Raw genomic sequence first — 25,475 nt, forward strand, 5'->3', positions numbered from 1 at the left:
GCCAACGGTTCATGGTTCATACACCTCCGCTCCGGGAAAGAAGGCCGCCCAGGCAAACCAGTAAGCGATGTAACTGAACATGGGCTCGAGCTGCTCGCCCTCTCGCATTCCCGACTGGGCTCGGCCAAAAATATCCCAGCGCGTACCTTCCTGATCCTCCATCACTACCGGACCGTCCGCTACTGCCTCGAACGTCAGCTGAGTGCCATCATCAAGCACGGCATTGAAGGCCATGGCAAAATTTCGGCCTGAACTGCCCACGACAACATAACCATCATTGACTTCGTTGATCACTTCAACCTGCTCGGTAAAATTTTCTATGGGATAAACCTTACTGAACTCTCCGATACGAACCCCCAACACGCGGGTTTTGAGATGCAGGCGCTCATCCCGATCACTGACTGGAAAAATCAGGTTGTTGTCAGTGCGGAAGGAGCCGTAGGGGTAACGGTTATAGTCCCGACTAAAGCCGGTCTGTGTGTCCATCACTTGAGAGTCCGGGTACATGGCACGCCAGTTCCCCCAGGTCGTTTCCACCACTGCAAGGCGCCGGGCCTCCTCTCCGGCCCTGGGTCCGCGCACAGACTCCGCCAGCATCTGGGACCAATAGCTGTCGGTTTCCCGGTCGTACAGGATCAGGTTGGAATTGAACAGCAGCCCGGATACCCCATAGGTCGGGTCGGCCGCTTCGCTGCGACCCTCCCACAAGAGCGCCGAACCCGTTAAGGGACAGTAGGAGATGGAATAGGGCGTGTCCCCAAAGTGCTCATTGATAATTTCATGCCAGTCCAGAATCCGGTGGGGATAGGCACGAACTTCACCTTTGAGGTTGACCCCTACCACCAGATCGGAGTCATCCAGATATCTGGCCTGGGAGGCAGCCAGGTAGTTGGGATCACTGATGGCAGGAATGCCATCCTTACCAGGCCCGCCATCCAGAACTTCTGACTCGGGAATCAACCACTCCCCGGACTCAGGGGTCGAGCCATTGTCGTCGGATCCACCTCCCGACCCCGATGAACTGCCGCCGCAGGAAGACAGCAACATGATACAAAGTACCAGTGAAACGATTTTCATCACTAACCCCCAATCACATTTGACTGTGTCGGAGTTAGTCGCACACCGGGAGCGTTACTTACAGTAGAAGCGTAAAATGTATCTGATCATGGTGGACCCAAGCACTAACCCGGGACAATCCGGGCACCGAGAATGATTCCCAGATCGTAAAATTCCTGCAAGATCAGCTCGCCCCCGGTCATCAGGGCATCGGGGTCCACCCCCGGGGACTCGGACTGCATTTGCTCGAGCAGTTGCCGACCGCTCAGCCCAGGCTTCGCCTCAAGTAGCGCCAACAAGCGCGCGGTAAAGGCATTCAGTGCCATAAACGAGACCCGTCGGTCGCGGCTACGGTATACCAGTACCCAAGTGGGCTGCTCCGGGGGTTCCTGGGGCTGATAAGTCGGACCGATCTGGTGAACCGGGTACCGGTACTCCAAAGGCCAGGCCAGGGGCGAGAGCACCGGATGGCCCGCCATGACGTCTTTATGCAGACCCGGCTCAGGCTCGGGGTTGGTTGCAATCTGCAACGCCAGTTCCACCCACTCGTAGTGCAACAGTTCCGCCATAAAGGGTGGATCTTCCGGGGTGAGGAGACGTTCGTCGGAATTGACATAGTCAATGTACTCTCGCCCTATTTCCGAAAACAGCGGGCTTTGACAGCGGTGAATCTGCATAAACCGCCGCACTTCCTGTCGCCACCACTGTTCCGGCATCAGGGATTTGAACACCGGAAAGTTGTTGCTCAGAAAGGTATTCAGGTTGTTGAAAAACAAATCCTGATAGATTTTCATTCGACGAGCTTCAACTTCCGTATTCGGTTGGCCCTCCGGGTCACGGATGGCGCCAGCGAAACGCTTCAGCGCTTCGCGGTAATCATCGGGTACCGACATGGGCCACCTCGTTCTGGTGCGCGCGAACGGTGTCCACCTCGCTCAGCAGCTCCGGCAGCGGCGGGAGATTGAAGTCCCGTTCCAGTAGGGTCGGACAGATGCCCGCATGGTCGTAGGCCACATCCAGCAGTTGCCATACCGGGTCTATGACATTCGCTCCGTGGGTATCCACCAGCAGGTCTTCCGCTTCCCGGTAGTGGCCGGCAATGTGCATGTAATGAATGCGCTCGGCGGGCATGGAACGAATAAAGGCCTCGGGATCATAGCGGTGATTGATGCTGTTGACGTAGGCATTGTTGACGTCCAGCAGCAGATTGCAATCCGCCTCTTCAAGCACCGCGCGAATGAAGGTGGCCTCGTCCAGCTCAGGCACGGGCATGTCCGGCGTGGTGACAGGGGCATAGTAGGACACATTCTCCAGAGCAATGCGCCGCGCGAGAATATCCTGAACCTGGCGTACGCGTTCGGCAATCCAGCGCACACCACTTTCCGTGAAAGGCACCGGCATCAGGTCATAGAGGTGACCGTCGTCACTGCAGGCACTCAAGTGTTCCGAGTAAAGCTCAATATTGTGCTCATCGAGAAACTGTTTGATTCGGGTCACAAAGTCCACATCCAGGGGCGCCGGACTGCCGATGGACAGGGATAGACCGTGGGTACTGAACGGGTAACGTTCGGTCAATGCGCGGAATTTTGCGCCAAGCCGACCTCCCATCGCCATCCAGTTCTCTGGAGCAACTTCGAGAAAGTCGATACGACCATTGGGGGACGACGGCAACTGATCCAGCAACTCGCGCCGCAGACCTAACCCGACACCTTGGACTTTGGGCAGAGGCATACTCAGACTCTCTCTCGCTCTCTGGAATCAAAAGCAGGACGGGGCATGAAGCCCCGCCTGGCTATCGCATCAAGCGCCGCACTTACCTTCACCGCACTTGCCTTCAGCATCCTTGTCTTTCTTGTCTTCACCGCACTTGGCTTCGCCGCACTTGGCCTCGCCACCCTTTTTCTCTTCGCCGCACTTGGCTTCACCACATTTGGCTTCACCGTCTTTCTTCTCGCCACCATGGTTGTGAGCCAATTGACTGTAACCGCTGGAGAGTGTTTCGGCCGAAAAGGGGTTTTCGGCGACAGCGGCCTGGCTACCCAGGCCCAACAACAGAGCGGTACTGGCAGAGGCGATCAGGGGATTTTTCATGGATTTCATGGTCTTGCTCCTCAATGGGTGGTTTTTCAATCGGGATTCAGCTCAGGGATAGGTTACGGCTCCCCCCCTTAGCCGGATCATAGCGCACTTTATGGACAACATCAGCCAATGACGAAGGCGCCATACCGCCACCGGCCAAGTACTTATTGCGCAACCTCGGAGCTCCGCGCAATCGCCCACTGCCCAACCCAGTAATCGAGACTGACATAACGCCCCGCACCGGTAAACAGCAGACTGAACAACATGATGAAATAGGTGGCGGCGAATTCAATGCCGTTATTGAGTATGACAAACGAACCGCGGCCGGTCAGCCAATCGTAATGACCGTGCTCACGCAATATGTCACGTCCACGCTCAAGGCGTTCCGCCGCCTCCAGCACCCGGTCGTTCGCCAACCAACTGCCTGCATCAGAAATCGCCAACCAGCCATTCTGCCAGTGGACGGTCACGGCCGCGACCAGCATGGTGAACATCAAAGGAATACTGATCCAGCGAACCGCGAATCCGACAATCAGAAGAATGCCACCCAGAAATTCGGTGCCCGCAGCCAGCGCCGCCAGCACTTCCGGCATGGGCAGCCCCAGCCCCCAGTCCGGATTGCCAAACCAGGCGGCCGTACTCTCGAAGTTACTGAGCTTCTGCCAACCCGCCTGAAGCATTACTGGGGCCAGATACAAGCGCAGCAATAAAGATGGTAGTCCATCCAGGTGGCGTAAGCCGGATGACGAAAATTCCAGTCGACGGTAGAGCCCCACAATATGATTCATCTCGGATTCCTTATTGTTCCAGGTGATGCTTCAACTATGGGGTTCAGTCGGGATGGATTAGGTTTTATTACACCGAATTTATTCTTAATTTCTATGGCCTTAAAGACTCACCGCCCAGTCGGGCAGCCAGGTCAAGGCCCAGGCTTCCAGCACTTTATCAATGCCCGTTAACGCCATCATGCCGAGCAGCAATAACATCCAGCCCAGCAACACTTTCCCCCGACTAGCATTGTTGATCAGCCCCAGAGCGGCGCGTCCCAACAGTCGCCGCGAGAACAGGCCCGCGCCCAACAAGACCGCCGCAGTCCCGATGCTAAACACCAGCATGGTAAGAAACGCCATGAACATCTGCTGCCCCATGGACGCCAAAGCGATGGCGGCCCCGAGGGTGGGGCCCACACAGGGAAGCCAGACAATGCCCAACAGAAAGCCGACCCCGAACTGGCCCGACCAATGGCTTGGCTCTCCAGATGGATTGAATCTGGAGGTCAAACCCGAGAGAGGAACACTAATCCAATCCCCGAGCGGTTTGATGACCAGCAACAAGCCCACTAGAATCAATAGCGATGCCGCCACATACCGGAACAGCTCCGGGTCGAAACCGGCACTCACTAGGAAAAAGCTCAGCAGGGTTCCGGCCAACGCAAAAGAAAGACTGAGACCCAGCGCCAAAACATAGGGTCCCCACTTACTCTGACCGCTGGCCGAACCCATCACGATGGGCACCAGCGGCCAAACGCAGGGCGACAATATGCTCAGCGCGCCGGCGAGCAGGGCAAGCGGTAGCGCGGCTAACTCCAGACTCATTGCACCTGCCCGGCAGCTTCATTGAGCGCGTCAAAAATGACCTCTTTTCGGGTTTCTGCAACGCTGAACCAGAGACGGTCTTCGCCCTTGTACAAAATCAGAGTGGACTGGCGGGGCGCCTTGAAGTGCTTTACCCATTCTTTCTGATCGTCGAAATCAATATTGAGAATGGTCAGTGGCACCTCGGGATTTTCCGTCTGGTATTCCGCCAACGCCTCACCCTGTTTTGCGCAGGTGGGACACCACTCGGCATGCACGTCCAGCAGAATCAAGGTGTCACTCTGTGTCTGCAATGCTTTAAAACGCTCTTCGGTAAAGGGGACTTTCTCCACCTCTGCACTTACCGCGTTCAGGGCAAAGGTAAAGCTGATCATCGCCAGCATATATTTCAGGATCGACATTGGTTTGGCTCCTTGGTGGAAGAATAGAAGAAAACCTGAGCACGAGACTCAGGACAAAAAAAACTCAGTGGTCTCTCTCATCATCGGAAAGACGATCATCGTCCCGCTTTTGGGTGTAGGTGCGAGAGGCTGTGCGAAGAAAGTCCAACTGCCCGTCAAAGCGACGACAACCGGCGCACATCATGGTGTGGAAGCGCAGGGCCATGCGCTCCCTGGTGGATAGCGCCCGCTCTTTTGATTCAGACGTTAGCCGGGTAGCTTCGTGACAATTCATCATAAGGGTTGGCTCCTGTTGAACCAGTGGTGCTCCAGACAAGCGCGCAAACGGAGTCGGGCGCGATGCAGAAGCACATGCAGATTACTGACGGTCAGGGAGACCGCCTCACAGATTTCGTCGGTGGTGAGCCCGATAAACTCCCGCATCATGAACACGCGCGCCTGTTTGGCGGGGAGGTGCTCCAGACAGGTTTCAAAGACCTTCCAGAAGTGTCGGTCCTCCAGTGCGGCATCCGGGTCTCGCCAGGCGTTAGGGCGATCCTCGGCGTGCCAGAACCCCTTATCATTAAAGAGCTCTCCCACCTCATCCGACTCTTCATCTTCGCGCATTAAACTGCTTTCCGTCACCAGGCGCTTCTGGCGTCGAAAATGATCGGTTATTTTGTGCTTGAGAATGGCGAAAACCCAGGTCTTGAACGCCGACGCACCCGCAAACGACCGGGCATTTTTTAATGCTCCCGCCAATGCCTCCTGAACAGCGTCCTCGGCTGCGCTTCGATCAGATAATTGCAGCTGTGCAAAGCGCAGCATCTGCCGGCGCAGTTCCATCAGGTAACGATCGTCATTAAAGAACTCTCGGGACTCTTGCGGTAAGCTCATGATGTGTTCTCGTTATTGGTCGGATAAGATTCTCGTCGCAATATACACTCTTCAGTAAATCGCACTCGCGCCGCGCTGTAGGAGGCAACGCAGTATGGCACCAGAAAATTCAGCACGACGTGCGGCCATGAGATCGCATCTTGTCCGTAAAATGCAGAACCTTGATTGATCAGGTTCAATAATAGGCCCACCACCAGCGCCACTTTCAGCGCATTCCGAGGTACCGGCGCCCGCCATGCATGGCGCCATATACCTCCAACACTACTCAGCATGTTGTCCATAATGACCCCAGGTGCCAAATGAGCACCGTTTCACGCTCGAATAAAAGACAGGTTCCGTACCGTCTCCCGAACCACGTCGACTATCAGTGCTTCATCGGCCTCGGGCTCCAACTTATTGGCATCCCCTCGGTTGCCTGTCGGCACCACCTGAATGGAGCCATTCTCACGCAGCACCAAAAATTCACCAGAACAACTTCGACAGTAAATCGGATCCGCACTGCGATGATGGCGCATAACCACCAGCGTCGGACCGCACATGGGACACTCCTGCAATGGAATCCCCTCATCGCTGTGGCCTTGAATATGTTCCAGGTCAGCCTTGTCAACCAGGTTGACCAGAACATCAGCCCAGCGAGCATCAAACTGAGTACCTCGCCCGGCCATCACAACGTCCAAGGCCCTATCAATTGACATCGGTTGCCGATAGGGCCGGGCGCTGGTCATGGCATCAAAAGCATCGGCGACACCCACCACTCGAGCAATGTCCGGAATCTCGCGCCCTCTCAATCCTTTGGGGTAACCGTTGCCATCCGGTCGCTCGTGATGCAACAACACCGCAGGCTTGACCAGGTCGGCCAATGGATGCCCCGCCAACAGGCGGGCTCCTTGCTCCGGATGCGTTCTGATCACCGCAAACTCGTCCTCATCCAGCGGCCCGGGCTTGCGCAATATGTCATCCTGAATGCTGATCTTGCCCAGATCGTGGAGAAATCCACCCAGCCCGATCTGCGCTACCTCTTGCTCCGACAGCTCAGCCACTCGGGCCATCAACTGTGCATAACGGGATACCCGCCAGAGGTGGCCACCGGTGTAAGGGTCTCGCGCCTCAACAAACCAGGCCATCATCAGTAGGCTGGTCAGCAGATCTTCCCAGTAGCGCTGCTGATCTGATGCCTGCGCCGGCCGCCTGCTACGGCTGCCTCCAAACCATGCCTGCAATCCCATATCGCCTCCCACACTCACCCTCGGGCTCAGTTCTGTTGCGAGCCCAATGCAGGGCACGCACTTCAACCGCTTTTTTTCTGTCGCAACAGGTACGAGGTTTATTACAGCGGGGAGGTCCTAGCGCGATTATTTTTTAACGCTCAGCGTCCAACGGGTATCCAGATCACGTAGCAGGTATAACGCTATGCAGGCCGCCAACATCGGCCAGGCCGCGAAGAACAGCAGGTTATTGAACGCATCCAGGTACTGATTGTAGGAGGAGAGCGTCGATACACCATGAAGTAACAACACCAGCCCATAGGTTATCCGCTTCCAGAGACCGGCCACGAACGCCAGAACCAGGGCCAACTCCACAACCCCAATCGCGTAGAAGATCTCGGTCGAAAAGCCTCCCAGGCCATAAAAGCCCTCGAAAATCCGGGCGGAGTGCTCGGGTTGAACAAACTTATCCAGAGTCCACATCAGCATGACGATAAAGACTCCCAGGCGAAGCAAGAAGAGGGACCAGGTCAGACGTGCTTGTTGTTGCATTCTCTTTTCTCCTTTCAGGCAGTGGTTGGCAGAGAACGGTAGTTATCCAGCAGGCTAAAGACATCAGCCAGCAGGGATTCGAGAACGCCAGGTGTGAGATCGCGCTGGGCGTAGGTGCGCAGCCCCATGATCTGCACCTGCACCACACGCGCCAGGCGACCTGGGTCCACATCGGAGCGAAGATCCCCCTGGGCCACTGAGCGTTTCAGCAGTTGTTCGATGGCAAGCTCCATGCTGCCCAGCAGCGCATTGACCCTGGTGCGCAGCGGTTCATCGTCCTCGGAGACTTCCAGCAGTGTTTTGACGATCATGCAGGCTCTGGCAGGCGGCTCTGCGCCCCCGAGGCACCCAAGGACCAGTTCGCGTAAAAAGGCTCTCAGAGCCTCCAACGCACTCGGCTCCCGTTTCAGATGGCCCTGAAGTTCGCTCGCCATGGCGGCGGCATACCGATCCAACGCCTCCAGAAAGAGCGTCTCCTTATTGCCAAAGGCGGCGTACAGGCTGCCCGGACGCATATCGAGCGACTGCTCCAGGTGTTTTAGCGAGGTGGCATGGTAGCCACGAGACCAGAACAGACGAACGGCCTGATCAAGCGCTTCCTGTCGGTCATATTGAGGCGCGCGTGGCATGGAAATCCTCTGGCACATTTATAAAAAAGCGACTAGCGAGAAATATACTTGAACAAATACTCAATAACAACTACAGTGATCTCGTAATTGAGCAATCATTCAACAAAGGAGCACCTCATGAGCGATTTCAAACTGCACGACCTCGATAGCGCACCGGAAGAAGCCAAACCCCTGCTGAAGAAGTCCCTGAGTGACTTTGGCATGATCCCGAACCTGCACGCGGTGATGGCCGAGGCGCCGGATACCCTTGCGGGCTACCAGACGCTGCACGAACTGGTGCTGAATTCCAGCCTGAACAAGGACGAGAAAACCGTGGTCTGGCAGAGCATCAACGTGGAGAACCAGTGCCACTACTGCGTTCCCGCCCACAGTGGCATTGCCCGTTCCATGAAGGTGTCGGAGGATATTGATAACGCCTTGCGGGACCAGACACCGCTGCCGGATGACAAGCTGGAGGCGCTGCGCGATTTCACCCTGTCGGTACTGCGCAAGCAGGGCAATGTCAGCGATCAGGACCTGAAGGCGTTTTATGCGGCGGGGCACGGCCACCGGCAGGTACTGGAAGTGATTCTCACCGTCTCCCAGAAGGTGATGAGCAACTACATCAACCACATTGCCGGCACACCGGTCGACGAGCCGTTCAAGGCGTTTGAGTGGAAGGCGTCGTAATTGACTGAAGCCACCGGGCCCTCGCCCGGTGGCTTTTTGCGGGTCAGGGCAGGTACACCCGGACAAACACCGCTTTCAGATAATCGGTCTCGGGGATGGCCGGGTGCACGGGATGATCGGCGCCCTGCCCGCCCTGGGCGATGATCTGTACGTGACGGTCCAGGTGCCGGCCGGCACCGCGCACGATATCGGTCAGCGATTCCCGGGCCAGGTGCATGGAGCAGGACGCCGACACCAGCAGGCCATCGCGGCCCAGCAGTCGAATGGCCAGCTCATTGATGTGGCGATACGCCGCCTCTCCGGCCTTCTGGTCCTTGCGCCGTTTGATAAACGCGGGCGGGTCCAGCACCACCACATCGAAAGTTTCACCGTCGGCGATCAGTGCCTTGAGCACGTCAATGGCCTTGCCCTGAAGCGCGCTGACCCGGTCCGCCACGCCGTTCAGCTCGGCATTGGTGGCCACTCCGTCCAGCGCCGTGGCCGAGGCATCCACACAGACCACTTCCCTGGCGCCGGCGTTGGCAGCCGCCACACCCCAACCGCCCATATAGGAAAAGACATCCAGCACCCGGCGATCCCGACACCAGCCCTGCAGGCGGGCGCGATTGTCGCGGTGATCGTAGAACCAACCGGTTTTCTGACCCTGTCCTACCGGAATCCGGAAGCGGGCCCCATTCTCCACCAGCTCCAGAGTGTCCGGCATGGTGCCGTGGGCGACTTCCTGATAGCGCGCCAACCCCTCCAGCTCTCGGGCGCCGTGATCGTTGTCCAGCAGAATGCCCGCGGGCTTCAGACACTGTACCAGTGCCTCGATAATATCGGCCTTGTGCCGCTCCATGCCGGCACTGGCAATCTGAACCACCAGATAGTCACCGAAGCGGTCCACCACCAGCCCGGGGAGCAGATCGGAATCGCCGTAGATGAGTCGGTAATAGGGGCCGGGAAAGAAGGCATCGCGCAAGGCCAGAGCCTGATTGATACGGTGCACGAGCAGGGATTTACTCAGGGGCTGCTCCGGATCGCGATTGACCAGCCGCGCGCAGATCAGGCCGGCCGGATTGACCACCGCCACCCCGAGCGCCTTGCCGGTGCTGGCCAGGACCAGCGCCTGATCCCCGGGCTGGAACGCCTTGAGCGGCGTTTTGGCCACGTCCACCTCGTTACTGTAGATCCACAGGTGGCCGCGTTTGAGGCGACGGTCGGTATTTTTCTTGAGCTGCAAGGGGGGCAATGACACGGGTCGTTCTCCAATGACGATCGACCGCCGGAAGTGGCGGCGCTCGCCATTCTACGCGAGACCACGACCGGACACGATCACTCCGGCTGTGGAATAGGCAGTTGGGATCTTTCGGCAAAGCGGCTCCGGTCTTCTTCGGTAGCGCCCTCACGACACTCTCCCCGCAGCCACATCTCGGCCCGGGACAGACGATAGTCCAACTCCAGAAAGCCCTCCCGGCAGTACCCGGTGAGTGTCACGGCCCGCTCGGCGTCGCTGCGCAACTGCCGGTACTCGCGGCTGCCCAAAGGCTCCCGACGACGATGCTCGGTCACATCCTTAGGGGACCGGTACACCTGCACCAGTGGCCGCTGACGGGCATCCGGCACATCCAGTTGATACACAAACAGTTTGCTGCTGTTGGGCCGCAGATCAATCGACAGCGTCTCTTTCAGGCCCCCGTAATGGCGCCCACCGCTACTGCACCCGATCAGCAGGGTACCGATCAACACTCCGGTCACGCCCAACCACCACCGGCCTCTGCCATTGCCCATATTCCGTTCCCCACTGCTCAAGATGTTGCCGTTCAGGCCGACAACCCAATACGAAACCCTAAAACATTTCCCTGGTATTGACCACCAGCGGAGCGACCCGGTGACCAAGTACAGCCGTTTACCATTGCCATTGGCCCCTGCCCGCAACGCCCTGCTGCTACTGGTGGCCACCGCCCTCATGGGTGACGCCACCGCCGGTCCCAGCCAACCACATTTTGGCAGCCACCCTCAGGGCACCCACGGCCAGCATACCGCACAGTACGAACCGGTCTCAGGATCGGACCCAGACGCCCCGCACCCGGCGGCCACGGCTTCACCGAGCACCGCCGCCCTGGCCTGCCCCCACGGAGCAAGGGAGTACCGTAAGTCATTGCTGATCACCGCCTTCCCCCGCCGGGAGCGGGCCGAAGCTAACGCAGGCGGCCTCTCGGGCGCCGAGCAGGCTCTGGCTGAGCGCCTGGGAGAACACCTGGCCCGGGGCAACCAGCTGTTTCAGTACCAACTGATCGGGCAAAGCCTGCCGGAACCGTCCGCCAATTCGGGCCAGCCCATTCGCCAGTTGGCCCGGGAGCATGGCACGCAACTGGTGCTCAGCGGCACACTCCATGACCTGGGCATGGCCCGCCCCGGGGATGCGCTCAACCCCGGCCTGGTGACCCGCGCCCGCAACGCCGCCGTCAGCACCCTGCGCCTGAAGCCAGAATGGGACACCCGGCAACGGGATTTTGTTCTACAGCTGAATTTACACGATGGCCATACGGGACAGCGATTACACACGCGGAGCTACCGTTTGGCGGGAATATGGAACCCCAGACGCCCGGAGCGCGCCCGATTCGGGACCCCGGCGTTCTGGGAGACCGACTACGGCCAGAAGATTGAAGCGGTGTTGGCCGAGGCGGGCCGGGCGTTGAACGAAGTGATTCGCTGCCAGCCTCTGGTGGCGCGTCTGGACCCACCCCATTCGGGCGCAACCACACTGCTACATGCCGGACACGTCCAGGGGTTACAAGTGGGGGACCGACTGCCTCTGCACCGGATCAGCCTGCGGCCCATTCCGGGGGAGTATCGGCAGTACAGCGCGCACCGCCTGGAGAGCGGCGTTCATCTGAGGGTGGAGAAGGTTCACCCTCAAACCAGCGAGGTGCGCCTGGAGGGCGCCACCTCACTGCACGGTGAACACTATGCGGTGACACCGGGCCAGGCACCCTCAGAAAACGAGGTGTACACCTGGCTTCAGAACTGACTCTGTCTCAGGGGCTGACTCAGGCGTCGGCCGGCTGCGAGGACTCGCCCTGCTTGCGAACCTGCTGTACCGCCTGGGCGAATACCGCATCGAAGTTGATCGGAGGCAGCATCAGGGGCGGGAAACCGCCGCGGGACAGCGTGGAGTCAATCACTTCGCGCGTGTAGGGGAACAGGATCTGGGGGCAGGTGGTGTTGATCACCTGGCTCAACTGGGCTTTCTCCAGCCCCTGAATCGCGAACAGGCCAGCCTGCTTCACTTCCACCAGAAACACCACCTTGTCATCCATCGTGGCGGTGATGGTCATCAACAGCACCACTTCGTAGTGGTTTTCATCCAGGTTGTTGACCTGAACATTCAGCTCCTGATCAATTTTCGGTTTCCAGGCACGGTTGAAGGATTCAACGCCCATGGGCGTTTCAAAGGACAAATCCTTCAGGTAGATCCGCTTGATCTGAAGACCGCGCGGCGCTTCCTGAGTGGCGCCAGCGCCGTTTTCCTGAGTGGTGTTTTCATCTGCCATAATTAGGTTTCCGTTGGTTCAATCAATTAGCCCTGAATCGGCCGCTGTCGGTGAGCGCTCAGCCCAGCATGTCATCCAGCTTGCCGCTCTTGTCCAGTGCCCACAGGTCCGTGAAGCCACCCACATGGGCGTCTCCAATCCAGATCTGAGGCACCGTGCGCTGACCACTGTCAGCCATCATCTTTTTACGCAGGGAGGGATCCCGATCCACCCGAATCTCTTCAAATGCCACCCCTTTACCTTCCAGCAAATGCTTGGCATTGACGCAGAACGGGCATATCGCCGTGGTGTACATCACTACTTTCGCCATTCTAACCTCCTGCGGATCAGCCTTTCACCAAGGGCATACCCTGGTTCTGCCACTCGGTAATACCGCCGGCCAGACGGCGTACATCAAAGCCTTTCTGCCCCAGGGTACGGCCGGCCGCCCCCGCGTGCTGACCGAGCTTGTCCGCCACCACGATGATCTTGTCCCGGTGCGGCGCCAATAGCTGCTCTGCCTCTGCCGTCACTTTTTTGTAGGGCAGGTTCAGCGCGCCGGAAATATGGCCGGCTTTGAACTCCGACGCCTCGCGCACATCCAGCAGCACCGCCTCCTCGTTGTTGAGCAGGCGGGTCACCTCAAACGCGGGAATGGGCTTGCCATTCTTGATGCGCTCGCGCATGGCGTACACCAGCATCAACACCGCCAGCGTGGTGATCAGAAGCCATTCTTGACTGACAAATACAAAAAATTCCACGTCTTCGCCTTCCTCAACTCGAATCGGGGAGAATCCGCGCACGGCTTACCCGAGGCGGAGCGCGCCGCAGTATACACTATCAGACGTCCTTTTCTCAGCGGCTGACGTAGAGTTACCACGGGTAACGCGTTAGAATGGACCTTTTGTACCCGGTTGCGACCCGCCGGGTACTGGCAATGGCCATTCCATTCGACCTTCATTCAGCGACTCAGAGAAGTGACCGTAACTATGACCGCTAACCAGACTGCTGCCAAAAAGCCTACCGTATTGATCGTTCTGGATGGCGTTGGCTACTCGGAAAAGACCGAGCACAACGCTGTGTACAGTGCCAACACCCCGGTTCTGGACCGCCTCTGGAAAGAGGCTCCGCACAGCCTGATCGCCACCTCCGGGATGGCGGTGGGCCTGCCGGAAGGCCAGATGGGCAACAGTGAAGTGGGCCACACCACCATTGGTGCCGGCCGAGTGGTCTACCAGAATTTTACCCGCATCAATAAAGCCATCGAAGATGGCGAGTTCGCCGAGAACCCGGCCTACGCCGCGGCCATCGACACAGCCAAAGACGCCGGCAAGGCCGTGCACGTGTTCGGCCTGCTGTCCGAAGGGGGCGTTCACAGTCACGAAGACCACATTTTTGCCATGGTGGACGCTGCCGCCAAACGCGGCGCCAAGGAAGTGTACCTGCACGCCTTCCTGGACGGCCGCGACACCGCCCCGCGCAGCGCCAAGGCCTCTCTCGAGAAAGCCGAAAAGCAGTTCGCCGAGCTGGGCGTTGGTCGGGTGGCCAGCATTGTCGGGCGCTACTTCGCCATGGACCGGGACAACAACTGGGATCGAGTAGAGAAAGCCTACAACGCCATGGCCTGCGGCACCGGCGAATTTACCGCCAAGACCGCCGTTGAAGGCCTGGCCGCCGCTTATGAGCGCGATGAAAACGACGAATTCGTCAAAGCGACCGTGATTGCCGGTGACGGCCAGGAGCCGGTCACGATGCAGGACGGCGATGTTGCCATCTTCATGAATTTCCGCCCCGACCGGGCCCGCCAGATCACCCGCGCCCTAATCGAGAGCGATTTCGACGGCTTCAAGCGTCAGTGCGAGCCCAAGCTGGCCGACTTCGTGATGACCACCGAGTACGCCTCGGACATCAAGGCCAACTGCGCCTTCCCGCCCCAGGAGCTGGTGAACTCCTTTGGCGACTACCTGGCCAAGCAGGGCAAAACCCAACTGCGCATTGCCGAGACCGAGAAATACGCCCACGTGACCTTCTTCTTCAACGGCGGCACCGAATCCGAGTTTGAAGGCGAGGATCGCATTCTGGTGCCCTCGCCGAAAGTGGCCACCTACGACCTGCAGCCAGAAATGAGTGCTCCGGAAGTGACCGACAAACTGGTCGAAGCCATCGAGTCCGGGAAGTACGACGCCATCATCTGCAACTACGCCAACGGCGACATGGTGGGCCACTCGGGCATCTTCGAAGCGGCGGTCAAATCCGTTGAAGCCGTGGATGAGTGCCTGGGACGGGTGCTCGACGCCACTCTGAAAGCGGGCGGCGAAGCGCTGGTGACCGCTGACCACGGCAACGTCGAGGAAATGTACGACCCCGAGTCCGGCCAGGTCAGCACCCAGCACTCCACCCTGCCGGTGCCCCTGATCTACGTCAGCTCGCGCAAAGGCAGCATCGCCGAAGGCGGCTCCCTGGCCGACCTGGCACCCACCATGCTGCACCTGATGGGCCTACCCCAACCCAAGGAAATGACCGGTCGCAACCTGGTCACCCTGAGCGAGTAATCCACAGATGGGGCGACCTCCCGGTCGCCCCATCGACGGCAAGGTTCCCCCCCATGATGATCGCTGCGCGTGTCCAAGGCCTCGGAAAGTACCTGCTCTGCCTGTGCCTGATCCTGAGCGGCGCTGCTCAGGCCAATGACCAGGCCGACTATGAAGCGCGAATGCAGGAGCTTCAGAAGACCATTGAGCAGTTGCAACAAGAACTGAAGAAAACCCAGGGCTCCCGGGATGAGCTCAAGGAACAGCTCGAATCCTCGGAATCCGATATTGGCGAGCTGCTCAAAAAAATTGAGCGCATCGAGTCCGACCTTGAGCAACAGAACAGCGACCTGCAGAGCCTGAAGCAGGAGCGCAACGAGCTGGATCAGTCCCGACAGGCTCAGCAGCAGGCCGTTGCCGAACAGGTCCAGGCCGCCTACTCCCTGGGCCGACAGAGCCAGATCAAGTTGCTGCTCAACCAGGAGAGTCCCCAGCGCGTATCGCGCCTGTTGCGCTATTACGATTACTGGCTGGAAGCGCGCACCGATAAAATCGAGCGCTACCTGGAGACGCTCTCCGAGCTGGATCGCATCGAGCCCCGCATTGTCCAGAAAACGGCTGAGCTGGCCCGCAACCGGGACCAACTGAAAGCACAACACGAACGCCTGGCCGAGCGCCAGGAAAGCCGCCGCCAGACCCTGGCTGCCCTGAATCAGCGCATCCGCTCCACCGATCAGGAGCTAGCGGACCTGCAGAAGGACCGGGAGCGGCTCCAGTCGCTGCTGGACGAAATGGTCGCCGCCGTCGCCGACCTGGAAATGCCCGGTGGCGATACCCCGTTCAGCCAGCGCAAAGGTCGCCTCCCCTGGCCGGCCCAGGGGTCGCTGCGACACCGTTTTGGCAGCGCTCAGCTGGACGGTCAGATCACCCGCAACGGCATTGTCATTGGTGCCAGCGAGGGAGAGCCGGTACTGGCCGTGCACCATGGCCGCGTGGTATTTTCCGATTACTTCCGGGGCCACGGACTTCTGTTGATTGTGGACCATGGCGAGGGCTATATGAGCCTGTACGCCCACAATCAAAGCCTGTACAAAGAGACCGGCGAGTGGGTCAGCGCGGGGGAGACCATTGCCAGCGTTGGCAACACGGGCGGCCAGATTCAGGCCGGCCTGTATTTCGAGATTCGACACCGGGGCAAACCCACCAACCCCATGCCCTGGCTGGCGCAGGCTTGATCGCCTCATCCGGGATACCGGCTATAGTGAATTATGCGCCATACTGATTGTCATATTGTCATCCCCACGGCCACGCTCGCGGGAACCGATCCACACCGGACCCTCAAGTCAGGAGAACCGGATGCTGTACGCTAATTTCAAACAGGCTGCCCTGGCGGTACTGTTCGCCACCCTATCACCGCTGGCGCTGTCCCAGTCCGTGACAGACACCGCCACGCCCGAAGAGCAGGGCCTGCTGCCGCTCGAGGAGCTGCGCACCTTCACCCGGGTATACGACCATATTCGCAATGGTTATGTGGAGGAGCTGTCGGACGCCGAGCTGCTGGAGTACGCGATCAAGGGCATGATCGCCGAGCTGGACCCACACTCGGCCTATCTGGATGAAAAGTCCTTCGAAGATCTACAGGAAAACACCTCCGGTGAGTTTGGTGGCATCGGGATCGAAGTCGGGATGGAAGATGGCTTCGTCAAGGTGATCGCACCGATTGATGATACCCCCGCCCAGAAGGCCGGCATCGAGCCGGGCGATCTGATCATTCGCCTGGATGACCAACCGGTCAAAGGCCTGAGTCTGAACGAAGCCGTGGAGAAAATGCGCGGCCCCAAAGGCAGCGACCTGACGTTGACCGTGGTGCGGGAGGGCATCGACCAGCCTTTTGAGGTCACCCTGACCCGGGACATCATCAAGGTCAGGAGTGTGCGCGTACGGGTTGAAGATGACCACTACGCGTACATTCGAATCGCCCAGTTCCAGGTCAGTACGGGCCAGGACATGATTGACGCGCTGGAAGACCTGCGCGCGGAGCACGACGATATCCGCGGCATTGTGCTCGACCTGCGCAACAACCCCGGGGGCGTGCTGCAGACGTCGGTGGAGGTCGCCGATGCCTTTCTGAATGAAGGGCTGGTGGTTTACACCGAGGGGCGCACCGAGAACAGCGATATGCGCTACTACGCGAATGAGGGCGAAGTGGCCGAAGACCTGCCTATTGTGGTGCTGATCAACGACGGCTCCGCCTCGGCGTCTGAAATTGTGGCCGGTGCCCTGCAAGATCACGGTCGCGCCGTGGTCCTGGGGACCCGCAGCTTCGGCAAAGGCTCGGTACAGACGGTGGTTCCCATCTCTGAAACCCGGGCGGTCAAGCTCACCACGGCGCTCTACTACACTCCGAACGGTCGCTCCATCCAGGCTCAGGGCATCGTGCCAGACGTCACGGTCGAGCGCGCCCGGGTCACCGCCCTGCGCACCGGTGTCCGCTCCACCGAGGCAGATCTCGCCGGCCACCTGGGCAATGCCAACGGCGGGGAAGAGAGCAATACCCGCACCCGGAAATCCGAGCGAGAGGCCCGCGATGATGATATCGGCGACAACCAACTCCACGAAGCCATCAATATGCTCAAGGGGCTGCATATTTTTCAGCAGCGTCAGAAGGCCAATCTAGCCCAGCGCCTGCCCCCGCTGTCCGACAGCGACAATGCGCCCGAGCACGAGTCGGGAGCGGAGTAAACCCGGATGCTCCTGCCGTTGCTGCGCCTTACCCTGGTCGCCGTTCTGCTGCTGGGAGCGTCCCTGAGTCAGGCCGGGCAACTGGCGATCATCATTGATGATATCGGCTACAGCGCCGCTCTGGGAAAGCGCAGCCTGAACCTGCCCGGCAATTTCACCTTTGCCGTATTGCCGCACGCACCCCACGGCTCAAGACTGGCCCGCGAGGGGGCGGCAATGGGGAAGGAAATCATGCTGCACAACCCCATGAGCAACATTCGCAACCTGCCACTGGATGCCGGAGCGCTGGCCTCAGGCATGAGCCACAGGGACTTCATCCGCACCCTCGAGGACAACCTGAGGAGCATCCCTGAAGCCCGCGGCCTCAACAACCACATGGGCAGCCAACTGACCCAGGAAAGCGAGCCGATGGGCTGGCTGATGCAGTACTTGGGCGAACATGGCTATTACTTTATCGACAGCCGCACCACGGCGGACAGCCAGGCCTGGGAAACCGCCCGACGCTACCGGATTCCCACCCTCAAGCGGGATGTTTTCCTCGACCATGAACGTTCGGTAGAAAGCGTAATGCGCCAGCTCAAACAGGCCATCGAGCTGGCCCGTACCCGTGGCTACGCCCTTGCCATCGGTCACCCCTACCCCGAGACGTTGATGGTACTGGAGCAGATCACTCCCCTGTTGGCCGACGCTGGCGTCAACCTGGTACCCATATCGGTGCTTCTGGAGCGGCCCGAGGCCCCCCTGTCGATTGTCGGACGCAGTTGCCTGGCCCCCCCTCTCAGCCTTTGGCGCCCCCCAGTGGGCTCGCAATCGATGGCAGGCGGACCCGACGCGGCCACAGAAAAACTCAGCCCACTGGTCACCGAACGGCGCCCGTATCGCCTGAGTCAACATTTGCTATTAAATTAATATTGCTCTATAAAGACAGGAAGCGGTTGCGTAGCGGGTGTTACCGGCGCAGACACCGCACTTCGATCAGGGAATTCACCCCGGTCCCGGGGAAAAGCGATCAACCAAGCAGGTTAAGATTATGAGCGAGAACAGAGCAGGAGAACACGGCAGCGTCCCCAAGCGGACCGGACGTTTTCTGGAAAAAGACGGCTACTGGTATTACACCACCCGGGAGGGCGTGGACATAGGCCCCTTCGACAGCCGGGAGGATGCGGAAATCGGAGTCGGCGAATTCATCGACTTCATCTGCGCCGCCGAGCCCAAGGTAAAAGAAGCCTTAGAGAGTTACCGGGCCGCCTGACCTGCCCTCACCCAACGGACATCAAACCGCGAACGCGGCATTGAGAGCTAGCGCATCTCAATGCCGCGTTCGCGCATATAGGCCTTGGCTTCGGGGATGCTGTACTCCCCAAAGTGGAAGATACTTGCCGCCAACACCGCATCGGCACCCCCTTCCAGAACCCCATCCGCCAGGTGCTGAAGATTCCCCACTCCACCGGAGGCAATGATCGGTATCGACACCGCGTCGCTGATGGCCCGGGTCAGTTTCAGATCAAAGCCATTCTTGGTACCGTCGCGATCCATACTGGTGAGCAGTATTTCTCCCGCACCGTAATCGGCCATCTTGCGCGCCCACTGAACCGCATCAATCCCGGTGGGTTTGCGACCGCCGTGGGTAAAAATCTCCCACCGGGGCGCCTCGCCCTCACCGCTGACCTGTTTGGCATCGATGGCAACCACAATACACTGGGACCCAAAGCGCTCGGCTGCGGCTTTGACAAACTCCGGATCGGACACGGCCGCAGAATTGATGCCCACCTTGTCGGCCCCGGCATTGAGCATGCGACGAATGTCTTCAATCTTGCGAATACCTCCGCCCACGGTCAGGGGAATGAACACCTCGGCGGCCATGCGCTCGACGGTATGCACGGTGGTATCCCGCCCTTCGTGACTGGCGGTAATATCCAGAAAGGTAATCTCATCCGCGCCCTGTTCGTTGTAGCGCTTGGCCACTTCCACCGGGTCACCGGCATCACGGATATCAACAAACTGAACGCCTTTGACCACACGGCCATTATCGACGTCGAGACAGGGGATGATGCGTTTTGCTAAAGCCATGAATAAACCTGCTGTGGGATTCGTCACGTCCGGCCCGAAGTGGGGTAGAGTGTTCCGGGACACGCTGTGAATACATCCCTGTAAGCTCCACAACGCGAGTCCCTCGGTTGAGGGTCCCGGAACACTCTACCCCACTCCGGGCCTCTGCACGTCGTAGAGAATTTCGTCATCCATTCAAAGTCGGCTGATTGGGTCGCGGGCAGTCCCCAAACCCAACCGGAAATTCACCCAAAGTTACAAGGATGGCACTGAGGGCGGAGGCGGGGTAAACCCTTCGGAGACTCTCGGAGACATGGATGTCGACGAGAAGCCCCCATGGATGGGTTCACGGCGGGTCTCCGAAGGGTTTACCCTGCCTCCGCCCGGACGACCTGACAAGCACCAAGTCGGACGTTACGATTAGGACCCAGCCGAATCACAATAAGCCTGGGCTTCAGCCACATCCAGCGAGCCTTCATAAATCGCCCGGCCGGTAATCGCTCCGGTAATGCCCTGATCGGATACCTGACGCAACGCCTTGATATCATCCATATTGGTAATACCGCCAGAGGCGATCACCGGGATGCTCGAAGCGTTAGCCATCGCCAGCGTCTGCTCCACATTCACACCCTGCATCATACCGTCGCGGGCAATATCCGTGTAGACAATCGCACTGACGCCATCTTTCTCAAAACGTTTCGCCAGATCCGTCGCCTTCACCTCAGACACCTCGGCCCAACCATCCGTCGCCACCAGACCGTCTTTGGCATCCAGACCGACAATGATATGCCCCGGAAACCGGCGGCACATCTCGGTCACAAACTCCGGCTCCTTCACCGCCTTGGTGCCGATGATCACATACTGCACACCCGCCTGCAGGTAATGCTCGATCGTCTCGGCGCTGCGGATACCGCCGCCGATCTGGATCGGCAGGTCCGGGTAAGCCCGGGCGATGGCCGTCACCACCTCGCCGTTGACCGGTTTGCCCTCAAAGGCGCCGTTCAGGTCCACCAGGTGCAACCGGCGGCAACCGGCGTCCACCCAGCGTTTGGCCATGGCGACCGGGTCGTCAGAGAATACGGTGGAGTCGTCCATCAGGCCCTGGCGCAGTCGTACGCATTGGCCGTCTTTCAAATCAATGGCGGGGATAATCAGCATGTTTGGGTGAGTCCCGTTAATCAGTGTTGGAGTCGTTTCTTTACGGCGGATGCGCTTCGCTCCGAATCGTCGGACCGATCCGCCCTACGTGGACCGCGGTGCTATGCGTAGGGCGGATAAGGCCGAAGGCCGCATCCGCCGTTACCAAAAGTCAGGGCTTGCCATTCCAATCCACAAAATTGCGCAACAACTGCAACCCGGCCGTATGGCTTTTCTCCGGGTGGAATTGCACGGCAAACAGGTTGTCCTGGGTCAGCGCCGCCGCGAAGGTGGTGCCATAGTCGCAGGTGCCGGCCACCTGCTCGGGGTTGCCGGCCTCCACATAGAAGCTGTGCACGAAGTAAAAGCGTGCATCCTGCTCGATGCCCGCCCAGAGCGGGTGGTGGGTGTGGTGGACCTGGTTCCAGCCCATGTGGGGCACCTTCAGGCGTTGGCCGTCGGCGTCTTTCAGGTCGGCGCCAAAGTAGCGCACCTGCCCCGGCAGCAGACCGATGCAGTCTACGCCACCGTTCTCTTCGCTGCGGTCCATCAGCGCCTGCATGCCGACGCAGACGCCCAGCACGGGCTTGCCGCTGGCAACCTGCTCGCGCAACAGTTCATCAAATTTCAGGCGCTTGATTTCCGCCATGCAATCGCGAATGGCGCCTACCCCGGGGAACAACACCCGGTCGGCGGCGCTCACCTGGGCCGGATCACTGGTGACCAGTACCTCGGCTTCAGGTGCGACATGCTCCAGGGCACTGGCCACCGAGTGGAGATTGCCCATGCCGTAATCGATGACCGCTATCTGTTGGCTACTCATAACTTACAGGCTGCCCTTGGTGGAGGGCATCACGCCCGCCATGCGGGGGTCTTCCTCCAGCGCCATCCGCAGTGCCCGGCCAAAAGCCTTGAACACCGTCTCGATCTGGTGGTGGGCATTGTGACCGCGCAGGTTATCGATGTGCAGGGTAACCTGCGCGTGGTTGACGAAACCGTGGAAAAATTCGGAAAACAGTTCGGTATCGAACTTGCCGATGCGCTTCTGAGTGAACGGAATGTCCATCATCAGACCGGGACGACCGGAAAAGTCGATCACCACCCGCGACAGCGCTTCGTCCAGGGGAACATAGGCGTGGCCATAGCGGCGGATGCCTTTTTTGTCCCCCACGGCCTTGGCCACCGCCTGCCCCAAGGTGATACCAATGTCTTCCACCGTGTGGTGGTCATCGATATGGGTGTCGCCATCGCAGGTGATGTCCAGATCGATCATGCCGTGGCGGGCGATCTGGTCCATCATGTGCTCCAGGAACGGCACTCCGGTGTCGAACACGCCCTTCCCTTCACCGTCCAGATCCAGGCTGACGCTGATTTTGGTTTCCAGGGTATTGCGATTGACTTGGGCGCGACGGTTGGCCATAGGATCTCCAGAGACCGGGAAGCAAAAGCGGAATTATACCGCCAGTGCCCCACTGCTGTCATGGTGAAAGCCCCCGACAGGGGCAATGAAAGCATCTGGTTCGGAGAGCAAGTTTGCTAAACTGCCGGTTTTTGATCTGGAGTTCGCCATGCGTGTCCCCCGGGTGTTTACCGACCAGCCCCTGCAGGCCGGATCCACCGTGACTCTTGAAGAGGCGCCCTCCCGCCACCTGGCCAAAGTACTGCGCATGACGGCGGGGCGGGAACTGATTCTGTTTAACGGTCAGGGCGGTGAGTTTACCGCCACTCTGACCGAGGTGGGTAAAAAAGCCGTCGAGGCCACACTGGACGCCTTTACCGCCGAGGATCGGGAGTCGCCCTTGGATCTGGAGCTGGCCATTGGCCTGTCCCGGGGGGACCGGATGGACTGGGTGATCCAGAAAGCCACCGAGCTGGGCGCCACCCGAATCACGCCGCTGTTTACCGAGCGCACGGAAGTGAAGCTCAAGGGCGATCGACTAGAGAAGAAGAAGGAACACTGGCGCCAGGTGATCATCAGCGCCTGCGAGCAGTGCCAGCGAAACCGTTTGCCCACCCTGGCGCAACCTCAGGCGCTGGCGGACTGGCTGGCCGCCGAGCGGACCGCCGGCACTCGCCGATTTGTCCTTCATCACCGCGACAGCAAAGGGCTCCCGGCCCAAGAAGCGCTCACTCACGTGAGTCTCCTGGTGGGACCGGAAGGGGGACTATCGGAAGAGGAGATCGAGCAGGCTCGGGCATTCGGTTGTGAACCCCTGACGCTCGGCCCCAGAGTAATGCGCACCGAAACCGCCCCGGTAGCGGCCATCAGCCTGGCGCAGTATCTCTGGGGAGATTGGCGCTGAGGCCACCACCAGCGCGGTTTTACAGACTGCTAGAGGAAGAGGACGACGAGCTGGAGGAGCCCGAACTGGAACTTAAGCCATCCACTTCCTCGACCACAATCAGGTCCGCACGGGACTCGACATAGTGGAGCTCCCAGGTACGGAAGGGAATCTCGTCATCGCAAATGGCGTCTTCGTCCGCCTCGCTGAGGCGGTAGTTGAACACCACTTCAACGACGTTTTCATCCTCGGTAATGCTGAACGCGCGAACCCGGTTCAGGTTCAGTTGTTGCGCACACTCGCTGTCGTCGAACCAGCCGCTGTCATACAGAATCACCTGCCCGGCCTCAAAATCCGGGGCCACCACGAAATCATCGATATCCCGGTAGGCGTCGATCAGAAATTCGTAGTCTTCCAGGTCGCGAATGATCTCGATGCGCCGACTGTCGACATCCGTCGCGGGAAACCCGGTGTTGTTCCGGTCGGTAGTGCTGTTTTCGTACACAAAGCTGACCGCGACCGGGTCGCGAATTTCTTCAGGCTCGGAGGGGTTGAAAGCTTCTTCGCGCTCACCGCCGCAGCCGATGAGGATTGTGGCCAGCATCGTGGTGATGCCGGCCGTCAGGGTATGGGTTTTCATCCGTCAGTTTCTCCGCGAGGCGGCTCCTTATCGATACCGTCTGATGGGTACAGACTGGTTGTTGGTCGACCCGAGTCTTCAGACGCGGGTCTTCAGATAGTCCAGGACGCGCTGCTCGAGACCGGGCACATCGGGAATGACCGCGTCTTCCCCCGCCCAGCTGACCTGCATCAGCTCGTAGGGGTTGGTGGGTGAGACATCGCGCACCTGCAGCTCTTCCGGGGTCACACGGGCCAAGCGCGGCAGGCCCTGAGCAATAAGAGCCACAAAGTGAATATGTTCACTCACCCCGGTGGTATTGAACACGGCTACCCGGGCATAGTTCCCCGGGGTGGGACGAGGCTGGCCATTGAGGCACTCGAAGGAGGCCAGGGGGATGGTCAGATCCCGCCAATGATAGTCGCCCAGATACCAGTCTGGAGCGCCCGGTACATGATCTATCTGACCGACCGGGACAATCTCCGCTACCGAGACGTTGGGTACCAGCAGGGTCTGACCCTGCAGGGGAATCAACAGACTGGCCACTTCCCGGACTTCCGGCGTTTCAGTGAGCTGCGGGGCTTTCATAGGGTCGGACTTCCTCAATCAGTGTTTGCGCTGAAGCGCGGCAGTGGGCACTCAGGCGGTTCGCCAATTCCCCGGGGGTGCCGGTCAACTCGACCGCACCGGTCGCCAGGGCGGCATCGGGCATGGAGGTGCTGGTACAGCTCTGGGGCGTCTGGGCCCAGACCTTGCCCCCGCGCTGACGCACCAGCCGGCAGGCCGCCGCGCCATCATTTCCCATCCCGGTAAAAACAATCAACCCCAGTTGTTCGCCGTAGACCCGGGCGGCGTTCGCCACCAGTTGGTCCACCGAAGGGGCATAGGGGCCACCCCAGGGCTCATCGGCAATGGCCACAGTGCCATTGTCCAACAGGTCCACCCGCTCACAGGCCGTCACGATCAATAGCTGGTTGGCCTGTATCACCGCGCCATCGCTGGCCAGGGCCGCCGGGTACGGACTCTGGCTCATCATGCGCACCAGGGTGCCGGTGTAACTGGTATCAATGTGCTGCACGTAGATGAAAGCGACGCCCAGCCCCGGGGGCAGTGACGACAGAAAATCCTTCACCGCCGCCGGGCCACCGGTTGAGGCGGCCAGGACCCACAGCGCCTTGGCCCGGGGCACCCGCTGCAGGTTGATATCCCCCGCCAACTGCCGCAACTTCGCCAGGGTACGCTTGAGCCAGGCGTTGTGTTCCTCACTGCCGGGCCGGTATTCACTGCTGTCGCTGATGATCAGCGGTGCATCACTGTGCTCAAGGAGCGCCTGTACCGGCTCGGGCGGCTCGGCGTCCGGATCCAGTGCCACATCCACCACCCAGGCATCGGCGCTGTCCGGGGCCGGGCCGTCCGCTTGGCACTGATCAAGCATGAGCGAGGCCACCAGTTCGTGGCCCGCCTCGCGCGCGCTCAGGGCCAGGTACTGACGCTTGAGCGGGCTATCGACCAGCAAACCAATTCGCAAGCCCGTCACG

33 protein-coding genes are annotated in these 25,475 nt (G+C 59.6%); 8 read left to right on the top strand and 25 right to left on the bottom strand.

The features are described 5' to 3' along the window. Positions 1–9: 9 nt before the first annotated feature. The 13 genes from EDC38_RS10190 to EDC38_RS10250 form a co-directional block, all read right to left on the bottom strand. Positions 10–1,077, bottom strand: coding sequence for a DUF3179 domain-containing protein (locus EDC38_RS10190; RefSeq protein WP_123638425.1), 1,068 nt, complete (start codon positions 1,075–1,077; stop codon positions 10–12). A 104-nt stretch (positions 1,078–1,181) separates the two neighbouring features. Beyond that, positions 1,182–1,949 carry an HvfC family RiPP maturation protein gene (locus EDC38_RS10195; protein ID WP_123638426.1) on the bottom strand — a complete coding sequence of 256 codons (768 nt, stop codon included), beginning with the start codon at positions 1,947–1,949 and terminating at the stop codon, positions 1,182–1,184. Beyond that, on the bottom strand, positions 1,933–2,787 hold the full coding sequence (locus tag EDC38_RS10200; protein ID WP_123638427.1) for an HvfB family MNIO-type RiPP peptide maturase: 855 nt from the start codon (positions 2,785–2,787) through the stop codon (positions 1,933–1,935). Before EDC38_RS10200 ends, EDC38_RS10195 begins: the two co-directional genes overlap by 17 nt. Positions 2,788–2,856: 69 nt before the next feature. After that, positions 2,857–3,156, bottom strand: a complete 300-nt coding sequence (locus EDC38_RS10205) for an HvfA family oxazolone/thioamide-modified RiPP metallophore (RefSeq protein WP_123638428.1) — start codon at positions 3,154–3,156, stop codon at positions 2,857–2,859. A 143-nt stretch (positions 3,157–3,299) separates the two neighbouring features. Continuing rightward, positions 3,300–3,923: an HvfX family Cu-binding RiPP maturation protein gene (locus EDC38_RS10210; RefSeq protein ID WP_123638429.1), complete on the bottom strand. Its 624-nt coding sequence runs from the start codon at positions 3,921–3,923 to the stop codon at positions 3,300–3,302. Between the two features lie 99 nt (positions 3,924–4,022). Then, positions 4,023–4,730: a cytochrome c biogenesis CcdA family protein gene (locus tag EDC38_RS10215; RefSeq protein ID WP_123638430.1), complete on the bottom strand. Its 708-nt coding sequence runs from the start codon at positions 4,728–4,730 to the stop codon at positions 4,023–4,025. Continuing rightward, positions 4,727–5,131, bottom strand: a complete 405-nt coding sequence (locus tag EDC38_RS10220) for a thioredoxin family protein (protein WP_123638431.1) — start codon at positions 5,129–5,131, stop codon at positions 4,727–4,729. Before EDC38_RS10220 ends, EDC38_RS10215 begins: the two co-directional genes overlap by 4 nt. 64 nt (positions 5,132–5,195) lie before the next feature. Beyond that, positions 5,196–5,408 (bottom strand): anti-sigma factor family protein, encoded by a 213-nt coding sequence (locus tag EDC38_RS10225; RefSeq protein WP_123638432.1) that lies wholly within the window; start codon positions 5,406–5,408, stop codon positions 5,196–5,198. Further along, complete coding sequence (locus tag EDC38_RS10230) at positions 5,405–6,007, bottom strand: RNA polymerase factor sigma-70 (RefSeq protein ID WP_123638433.1); 603 nt, start codon at positions 6,005–6,007, stop codon at positions 5,405–5,407. Before EDC38_RS10230 ends, EDC38_RS10225 begins: the two co-directional genes overlap by 4 nt. Then, a complete protein-coding gene (gene nrtS / locus EDC38_RS10235; protein ID WP_342769068.1) occupies positions 6,004–6,288 on the bottom strand; it encodes a nitrate/nitrite transporter NrtS in 285 nt (94 codons plus the stop codon). Before nrtS ends, EDC38_RS10230 begins: the two co-directional genes overlap by 4 nt. 30 nt (positions 6,289–6,318) lie before the next feature. After that, positions 6,319–7,233 (bottom strand): HD-GYP domain-containing protein, encoded by a 915-nt coding sequence (locus EDC38_RS10240; protein WP_123638434.1) that lies wholly within the window; start codon positions 7,231–7,233, stop codon positions 6,319–6,321. Positions 7,234–7,359: 126 nt separating this feature from the next. Continuing rightward, complete coding sequence (locus tag EDC38_RS10245) at positions 7,360–7,764, bottom strand: hypothetical protein (protein WP_123638435.1); 405 nt, start codon at positions 7,762–7,764, stop codon at positions 7,360–7,362. A gap of 14 nt (positions 7,765–7,778) precedes the next feature. Beyond that, positions 7,779–8,393 (bottom strand): TetR/AcrR family transcriptional regulator, encoded by a 615-nt coding sequence (locus tag EDC38_RS10250; protein ID WP_123638436.1) that lies wholly within the window; start codon positions 8,391–8,393, stop codon positions 7,779–7,781. Between the two features lie 117 nt (positions 8,394–8,510). On the opposite strand from EDC38_RS10250, the gene EDC38_RS10255 reads away from it, so the two are divergent. Further along, positions 8,511–9,062, top strand: a complete 552-nt coding sequence (locus tag EDC38_RS10255; RefSeq protein ID WP_123638437.1) for a carboxymuconolactone decarboxylase family protein — start codon at positions 8,511–8,513, stop codon at positions 9,060–9,062. A 43-nt stretch (positions 9,063–9,105) separates the two neighbouring features. Here EDC38_RS10255 and EDC38_RS10260 read toward each other — a convergent pair whose 3' ends face one another. Beyond that, a complete protein-coding gene (locus EDC38_RS10260) occupies positions 9,106–10,299 on the bottom strand; it encodes a class I SAM-dependent rRNA methyltransferase (RefSeq protein WP_123638438.1) in 1,194 nt (397 codons plus the stop codon). 77 nt (positions 10,300–10,376) lie between these two features. After that, entirely contained in the window at positions 10,377–10,832 is a 456-nt protein-coding gene (locus tag EDC38_RS10265) for a hypothetical protein (RefSeq protein WP_123638439.1), read from the bottom strand. 100 nt (positions 10,833–10,932) lie between these two features. On the opposite strand from EDC38_RS10265, the gene EDC38_RS10270 reads away from it, so the two are divergent. After that, positions 10,933–12,075, top strand: coding sequence for a flagella assembly protein FlgT middle domain-containing protein (locus EDC38_RS10270; protein ID WP_170162890.1), 1,143 nt, complete (start codon positions 10,933–10,935; stop codon positions 12,073–12,075). Between the two features lie 19 nt (positions 12,076–12,094). Here the strand turns inward: EDC38_RS10270 and secB are convergent, their stop codons facing one another. From secB to EDC38_RS10285, 3 genes are read right to left on the bottom strand one after another with little or no spacing between them, the layout of a single operon-like run. Next, a complete protein-coding gene (gene secB, locus EDC38_RS10275) occupies positions 12,095–12,598 on the bottom strand; it encodes a protein-export chaperone SecB (RefSeq protein WP_024461406.1) in 504 nt (167 codons plus the stop codon). A 58-nt stretch (positions 12,599–12,656) separates the two neighbouring features. Then, positions 12,657–12,908 carry a glutaredoxin 3 gene (gene grxC, locus EDC38_RS10280; protein WP_123638441.1) on the bottom strand — a complete coding sequence of 84 codons (252 nt, stop codon included), beginning with the start codon at positions 12,906–12,908 and terminating at the stop codon, positions 12,657–12,659. Between the two features lie 16 nt (positions 12,909–12,924). Next, positions 12,925–13,338 carry a rhodanese-like domain-containing protein gene (locus tag EDC38_RS10285; RefSeq protein ID WP_024461408.1) on the bottom strand — a complete coding sequence of 138 codons (414 nt, stop codon included), beginning with the start codon at positions 13,336–13,338 and terminating at the stop codon, positions 12,925–12,927. Between the two features lie 228 nt (positions 13,339–13,566). On the opposite strand from EDC38_RS10285, the gene gpmI reads away from it, so the two are divergent. The 5 genes from gpmI (at position 13,567) to EDC38_RS10310 (ending at position 19,102) form a co-directional block, all read left to right on the top strand. Continuing rightward, positions 13,567–15,129, top strand: coding sequence for a 2,3-bisphosphoglycerate-independent phosphoglycerate mutase (gene gpmI, locus EDC38_RS10290; RefSeq protein ID WP_024461409.1), 1,563 nt, complete (start codon positions 13,567–13,569; stop codon positions 15,127–15,129). A gap of 53 nt (positions 15,130–15,182) precedes the next feature. After that, positions 15,183–16,343 carry a murein hydrolase activator EnvC family protein gene (locus tag EDC38_RS10295; RefSeq protein ID WP_123638442.1) on the top strand — a complete coding sequence of 387 codons (1,161 nt, stop codon included), beginning with the start codon at positions 15,183–15,185 and terminating at the stop codon, positions 16,341–16,343. 121 nt (positions 16,344–16,464) lie between these two features. Next, on the top strand, positions 16,465–17,850 hold the full coding sequence (locus EDC38_RS10300) for a S41 family peptidase (protein WP_123638443.1): 1,386 nt from the start codon (positions 16,465–16,467) through the stop codon (positions 17,848–17,850). A gap of 6 nt (positions 17,851–17,856) precedes the next feature. Further along, positions 17,857–18,759 carry a divergent polysaccharide deacetylase family protein gene (locus tag EDC38_RS10305; RefSeq protein ID WP_024461412.1) on the top strand — a complete coding sequence of 301 codons (903 nt, stop codon included), beginning with the start codon at positions 17,857–17,859 and terminating at the stop codon, positions 18,757–18,759. A gap of 121 nt (positions 18,760–18,880) precedes the next feature. Next, a complete protein-coding gene (locus tag EDC38_RS10310; RefSeq protein ID WP_123638444.1) occupies positions 18,881–19,102 on the top strand; it encodes a DUF6316 family protein in 222 nt (73 codons plus the stop codon). A 47-nt stretch (positions 19,103–19,149) separates the two neighbouring features. Here EDC38_RS10310 and hisF read toward each other — a convergent pair whose 3' ends face one another. From hisF to hisB, 4 genes are all read right to left on the bottom strand, one after another. Then, on the bottom strand, positions 19,150–19,920 hold the full coding sequence (hisF, locus tag EDC38_RS10315; protein ID WP_123638445.1) for an imidazole glycerol phosphate synthase subunit HisF: 771 nt from the start codon (positions 19,918–19,920) through the stop codon (positions 19,150–19,152). 399 nt (positions 19,921–20,319) lie between these two features. Continuing rightward, complete coding sequence (gene hisA, locus EDC38_RS10320) at positions 20,320–21,057, bottom strand: 1-(5-phosphoribosyl)-5-[(5-phosphoribosylamino)methylideneamino]imidazole-4-carboxamide isomerase (protein ID WP_024461415.1); 738 nt, start codon at positions 21,055–21,057, stop codon at positions 20,320–20,322. A 151-nt stretch (positions 21,058–21,208) separates the two neighbouring features. Beyond that, on the bottom strand, positions 21,209–21,859 hold the full coding sequence (gene hisH / locus EDC38_RS10325) for an imidazole glycerol phosphate synthase subunit HisH (protein ID WP_123638446.1): 651 nt from the start codon (positions 21,857–21,859) through the stop codon (positions 21,209–21,211). Between the two features lie 3 nt (positions 21,860–21,862). Further along, positions 21,863–22,456, bottom strand: a complete 594-nt coding sequence (hisB, locus tag EDC38_RS10330; protein ID WP_024461417.1) for an imidazoleglycerol-phosphate dehydratase HisB — start codon at positions 22,454–22,456, stop codon at positions 21,863–21,865. A 148-nt stretch (positions 22,457–22,604) separates the two neighbouring features. Between hisB and EDC38_RS10335 the strand changes: the two genes are divergently transcribed. After that, positions 22,605–23,339 carry a 16S rRNA (uracil(1498)-N(3))-methyltransferase gene (locus tag EDC38_RS10335; RefSeq protein WP_123638910.1) on the top strand — a complete coding sequence of 245 codons (735 nt, stop codon included), beginning with the start codon at positions 22,605–22,607 and terminating at the stop codon, positions 23,337–23,339. Positions 23,340–23,358: 19 nt separating this feature from the next. Here EDC38_RS10335 and EDC38_RS10340 read toward each other — a convergent pair whose 3' ends face one another. The 3 genes from EDC38_RS10340 to EDC38_RS10350 form a co-directional block, all read right to left on the bottom strand. Continuing rightward, positions 23,359–23,958: a hypothetical protein gene (locus EDC38_RS10340; RefSeq protein WP_024461419.1), complete on the bottom strand. Its 600-nt coding sequence runs from the start codon at positions 23,956–23,958 to the stop codon at positions 23,359–23,361. Between the two features lie 78 nt (positions 23,959–24,036). Then, positions 24,037–24,525, bottom strand: a complete 489-nt coding sequence (locus EDC38_RS10345) for a chemotaxis protein CheW (RefSeq protein ID WP_123638447.1) — start codon at positions 24,523–24,525, stop codon at positions 24,037–24,039. Continuing rightward, positions 24,503–25,474 carry a chemotaxis protein CheB gene (locus tag EDC38_RS10350; RefSeq protein ID WP_246004380.1) on the bottom strand — a complete coding sequence of 324 codons (972 nt, stop codon included), beginning with the start codon at positions 25,472–25,474 and terminating at the stop codon, positions 24,503–24,505. Before EDC38_RS10350 ends, EDC38_RS10345 begins: the two co-directional genes overlap by 23 nt. Position 25,475: the final 1 nt, after the last annotated feature.

The sequence above is a fragment of the Marinimicrobium koreense genome (genome assembly GCF_003762925.1).
Lineage (GTDB): Bacteria > Pseudomonadota > Gammaproteobacteria > Pseudomonadales > Cellvibrionaceae > Marinimicrobium > Marinimicrobium koreense.

Excerpts from the sequence above, each read along its gene's own strand:
- EDC38_RS10190 (WP_123638425.1), bottom strand. The coding sequence starts at position 1,077 with ATGAAAATCGTTTCACTGGTACTTTGTATCATGTTGCTGTCTTCCTGC.
- EDC38_RS10195 (WP_123638426.1), bottom strand. The coding sequence starts at position 1,949 with ATGTCGGTACCCGATGATTACCGCGAAGCGCTGAAGCGTTTCGCTGGC.
- EDC38_RS10200 (WP_123638427.1), bottom strand. The coding sequence starts at position 2,787 with ATGCCTCTGCCCAAAGTCCAAGGTGTCGGGTTAGGTCTGCGGCGCGAG.
- EDC38_RS10205 (WP_123638428.1), bottom strand. The coding sequence starts at position 3,156 with ATGAAATCCATGAAAAATCCCCTGATCGCCTCTGCCAGTACCGCTCTG.
- EDC38_RS10210 (WP_123638429.1), bottom strand. The coding sequence starts at position 3,923 with ATGAATCATATTGTGGGGCTCTACCGTCGACTGGAATTTTCGTCATCC.
- EDC38_RS10215 (WP_123638430.1), bottom strand. The coding sequence starts at position 4,730 with ATGAGTCTGGAGTTAGCCGCGCTACCGCTTGCCCTGCTCGCCGGCGCG.
- EDC38_RS10220 (WP_123638431.1), bottom strand. The coding sequence starts at position 5,131 with ATGTCGATCCTGAAATATATGCTGGCGATGATCAGCTTTACCTTTGCC.
- EDC38_RS10225 (WP_123638432.1), bottom strand. The coding sequence starts at position 5,408 with ATGATGAATTGTCACGAAGCTACCCGGCTAACGTCTGAATCAAAAGAG.
- EDC38_RS10230 (WP_123638433.1), bottom strand. The coding sequence starts at position 6,007 with ATGAGCTTACCGCAAGAGTCCCGAGAGTTCTTTAATGACGATCGTTAC.
- nrtS (WP_342769068.1), bottom strand. The coding sequence starts at position 6,288 with ATGGACAACATGCTGAGTAGTGTTGGAGGTATATGGCGCCATGCATGG.
- EDC38_RS10240 (WP_123638434.1), bottom strand. The coding sequence starts at position 7,233 with ATGGGATTGCAGGCATGGTTTGGAGGCAGCCGTAGCAGGCGGCCGGCG.
- EDC38_RS10245 (WP_123638435.1), bottom strand. The coding sequence starts at position 7,764 with ATGCAACAACAAGCACGTCTGACCTGGTCCCTCTTCTTGCTTCGCCTG.
- EDC38_RS10250 (WP_123638436.1), bottom strand. The coding sequence starts at position 8,393 with ATGCCACGCGCGCCTCAATATGACCGACAGGAAGCGCTTGATCAGGCC.
- EDC38_RS10255 (WP_123638437.1), top strand. The coding sequence starts at position 8,511 with ATGAGCGATTTCAAACTGCACGACCTCGATAGCGCACCGGAAGAAGCC.
- EDC38_RS10265 (WP_123638439.1), bottom strand. The coding sequence starts at position 10,832 with ATGGGCAATGGCAGAGGCCGGTGGTGGTTGGGCGTGACCGGAGTGTTG.
- secB (WP_024461406.1), bottom strand. The coding sequence starts at position 12,598 with ATGGCAGATGAAAACACCACTCAGGAAAACGGCGCTGGCGCCACTCAG.
- grxC (WP_123638441.1), bottom strand. The coding sequence starts at position 12,908 with ATGGCGAAAGTAGTGATGTACACCACGGCGATATGCCCGTTCTGCGTC.
- gpmI (WP_024461409.1), top strand. The coding sequence starts at position 13,567 with ATGACCGCTAACCAGACTGCTGCCAAAAAGCCTACCGTATTGATCGTT.
- EDC38_RS10295 (WP_123638442.1), top strand. The coding sequence starts at position 15,183 with ATGATGATCGCTGCGCGTGTCCAAGGCCTCGGAAAGTACCTGCTCTGC.
- EDC38_RS10300 (WP_123638443.1), top strand. The coding sequence starts at position 16,465 with ATGCTGTACGCTAATTTCAAACAGGCTGCCCTGGCGGTACTGTTCGCC.
- EDC38_RS10305 (WP_024461412.1), top strand. The coding sequence starts at position 17,857 with ATGCTCCTGCCGTTGCTGCGCCTTACCCTGGTCGCCGTTCTGCTGCTG.
- EDC38_RS10310 (WP_123638444.1), top strand. The coding sequence starts at position 18,881 with ATGAGCGAGAACAGAGCAGGAGAACACGGCAGCGTCCCCAAGCGGACC.
- hisF (WP_123638445.1), bottom strand. The coding sequence starts at position 19,920 with ATGGCTTTAGCAAAACGCATCATCCCCTGTCTCGACGTCGATAATGGC.
- hisA (WP_024461415.1), bottom strand. The coding sequence starts at position 21,057 with ATGCTGATTATCCCCGCCATTGATTTGAAAGACGGCCAATGCGTACGA.
- hisH (WP_123638446.1), bottom strand. The coding sequence starts at position 21,859 with ATGAGTAGCCAACAGATAGCGGTCATCGATTACGGCATGGGCAATCTC.
- hisB (WP_024461417.1), bottom strand. The coding sequence starts at position 22,456 with ATGGCCAACCGTCGCGCCCAAGTCAATCGCAATACCCTGGAAACCAAA.
- EDC38_RS10335 (WP_123638910.1), top strand. The coding sequence starts at position 22,605 with ATGCGTGTCCCCCGGGTGTTTACCGACCAGCCCCTGCAGGCCGGATCC.
- EDC38_RS10340 (WP_024461419.1), bottom strand. The coding sequence starts at position 23,958 with ATGAAAACCCATACCCTGACGGCCGGCATCACCACGATGCTGGCCACA.
- EDC38_RS10345 (WP_123638447.1), bottom strand. The coding sequence starts at position 24,525 with ATGAAAGCCCCGCAGCTCACTGAAACGCCGGAAGTCCGGGAAGTGGCC.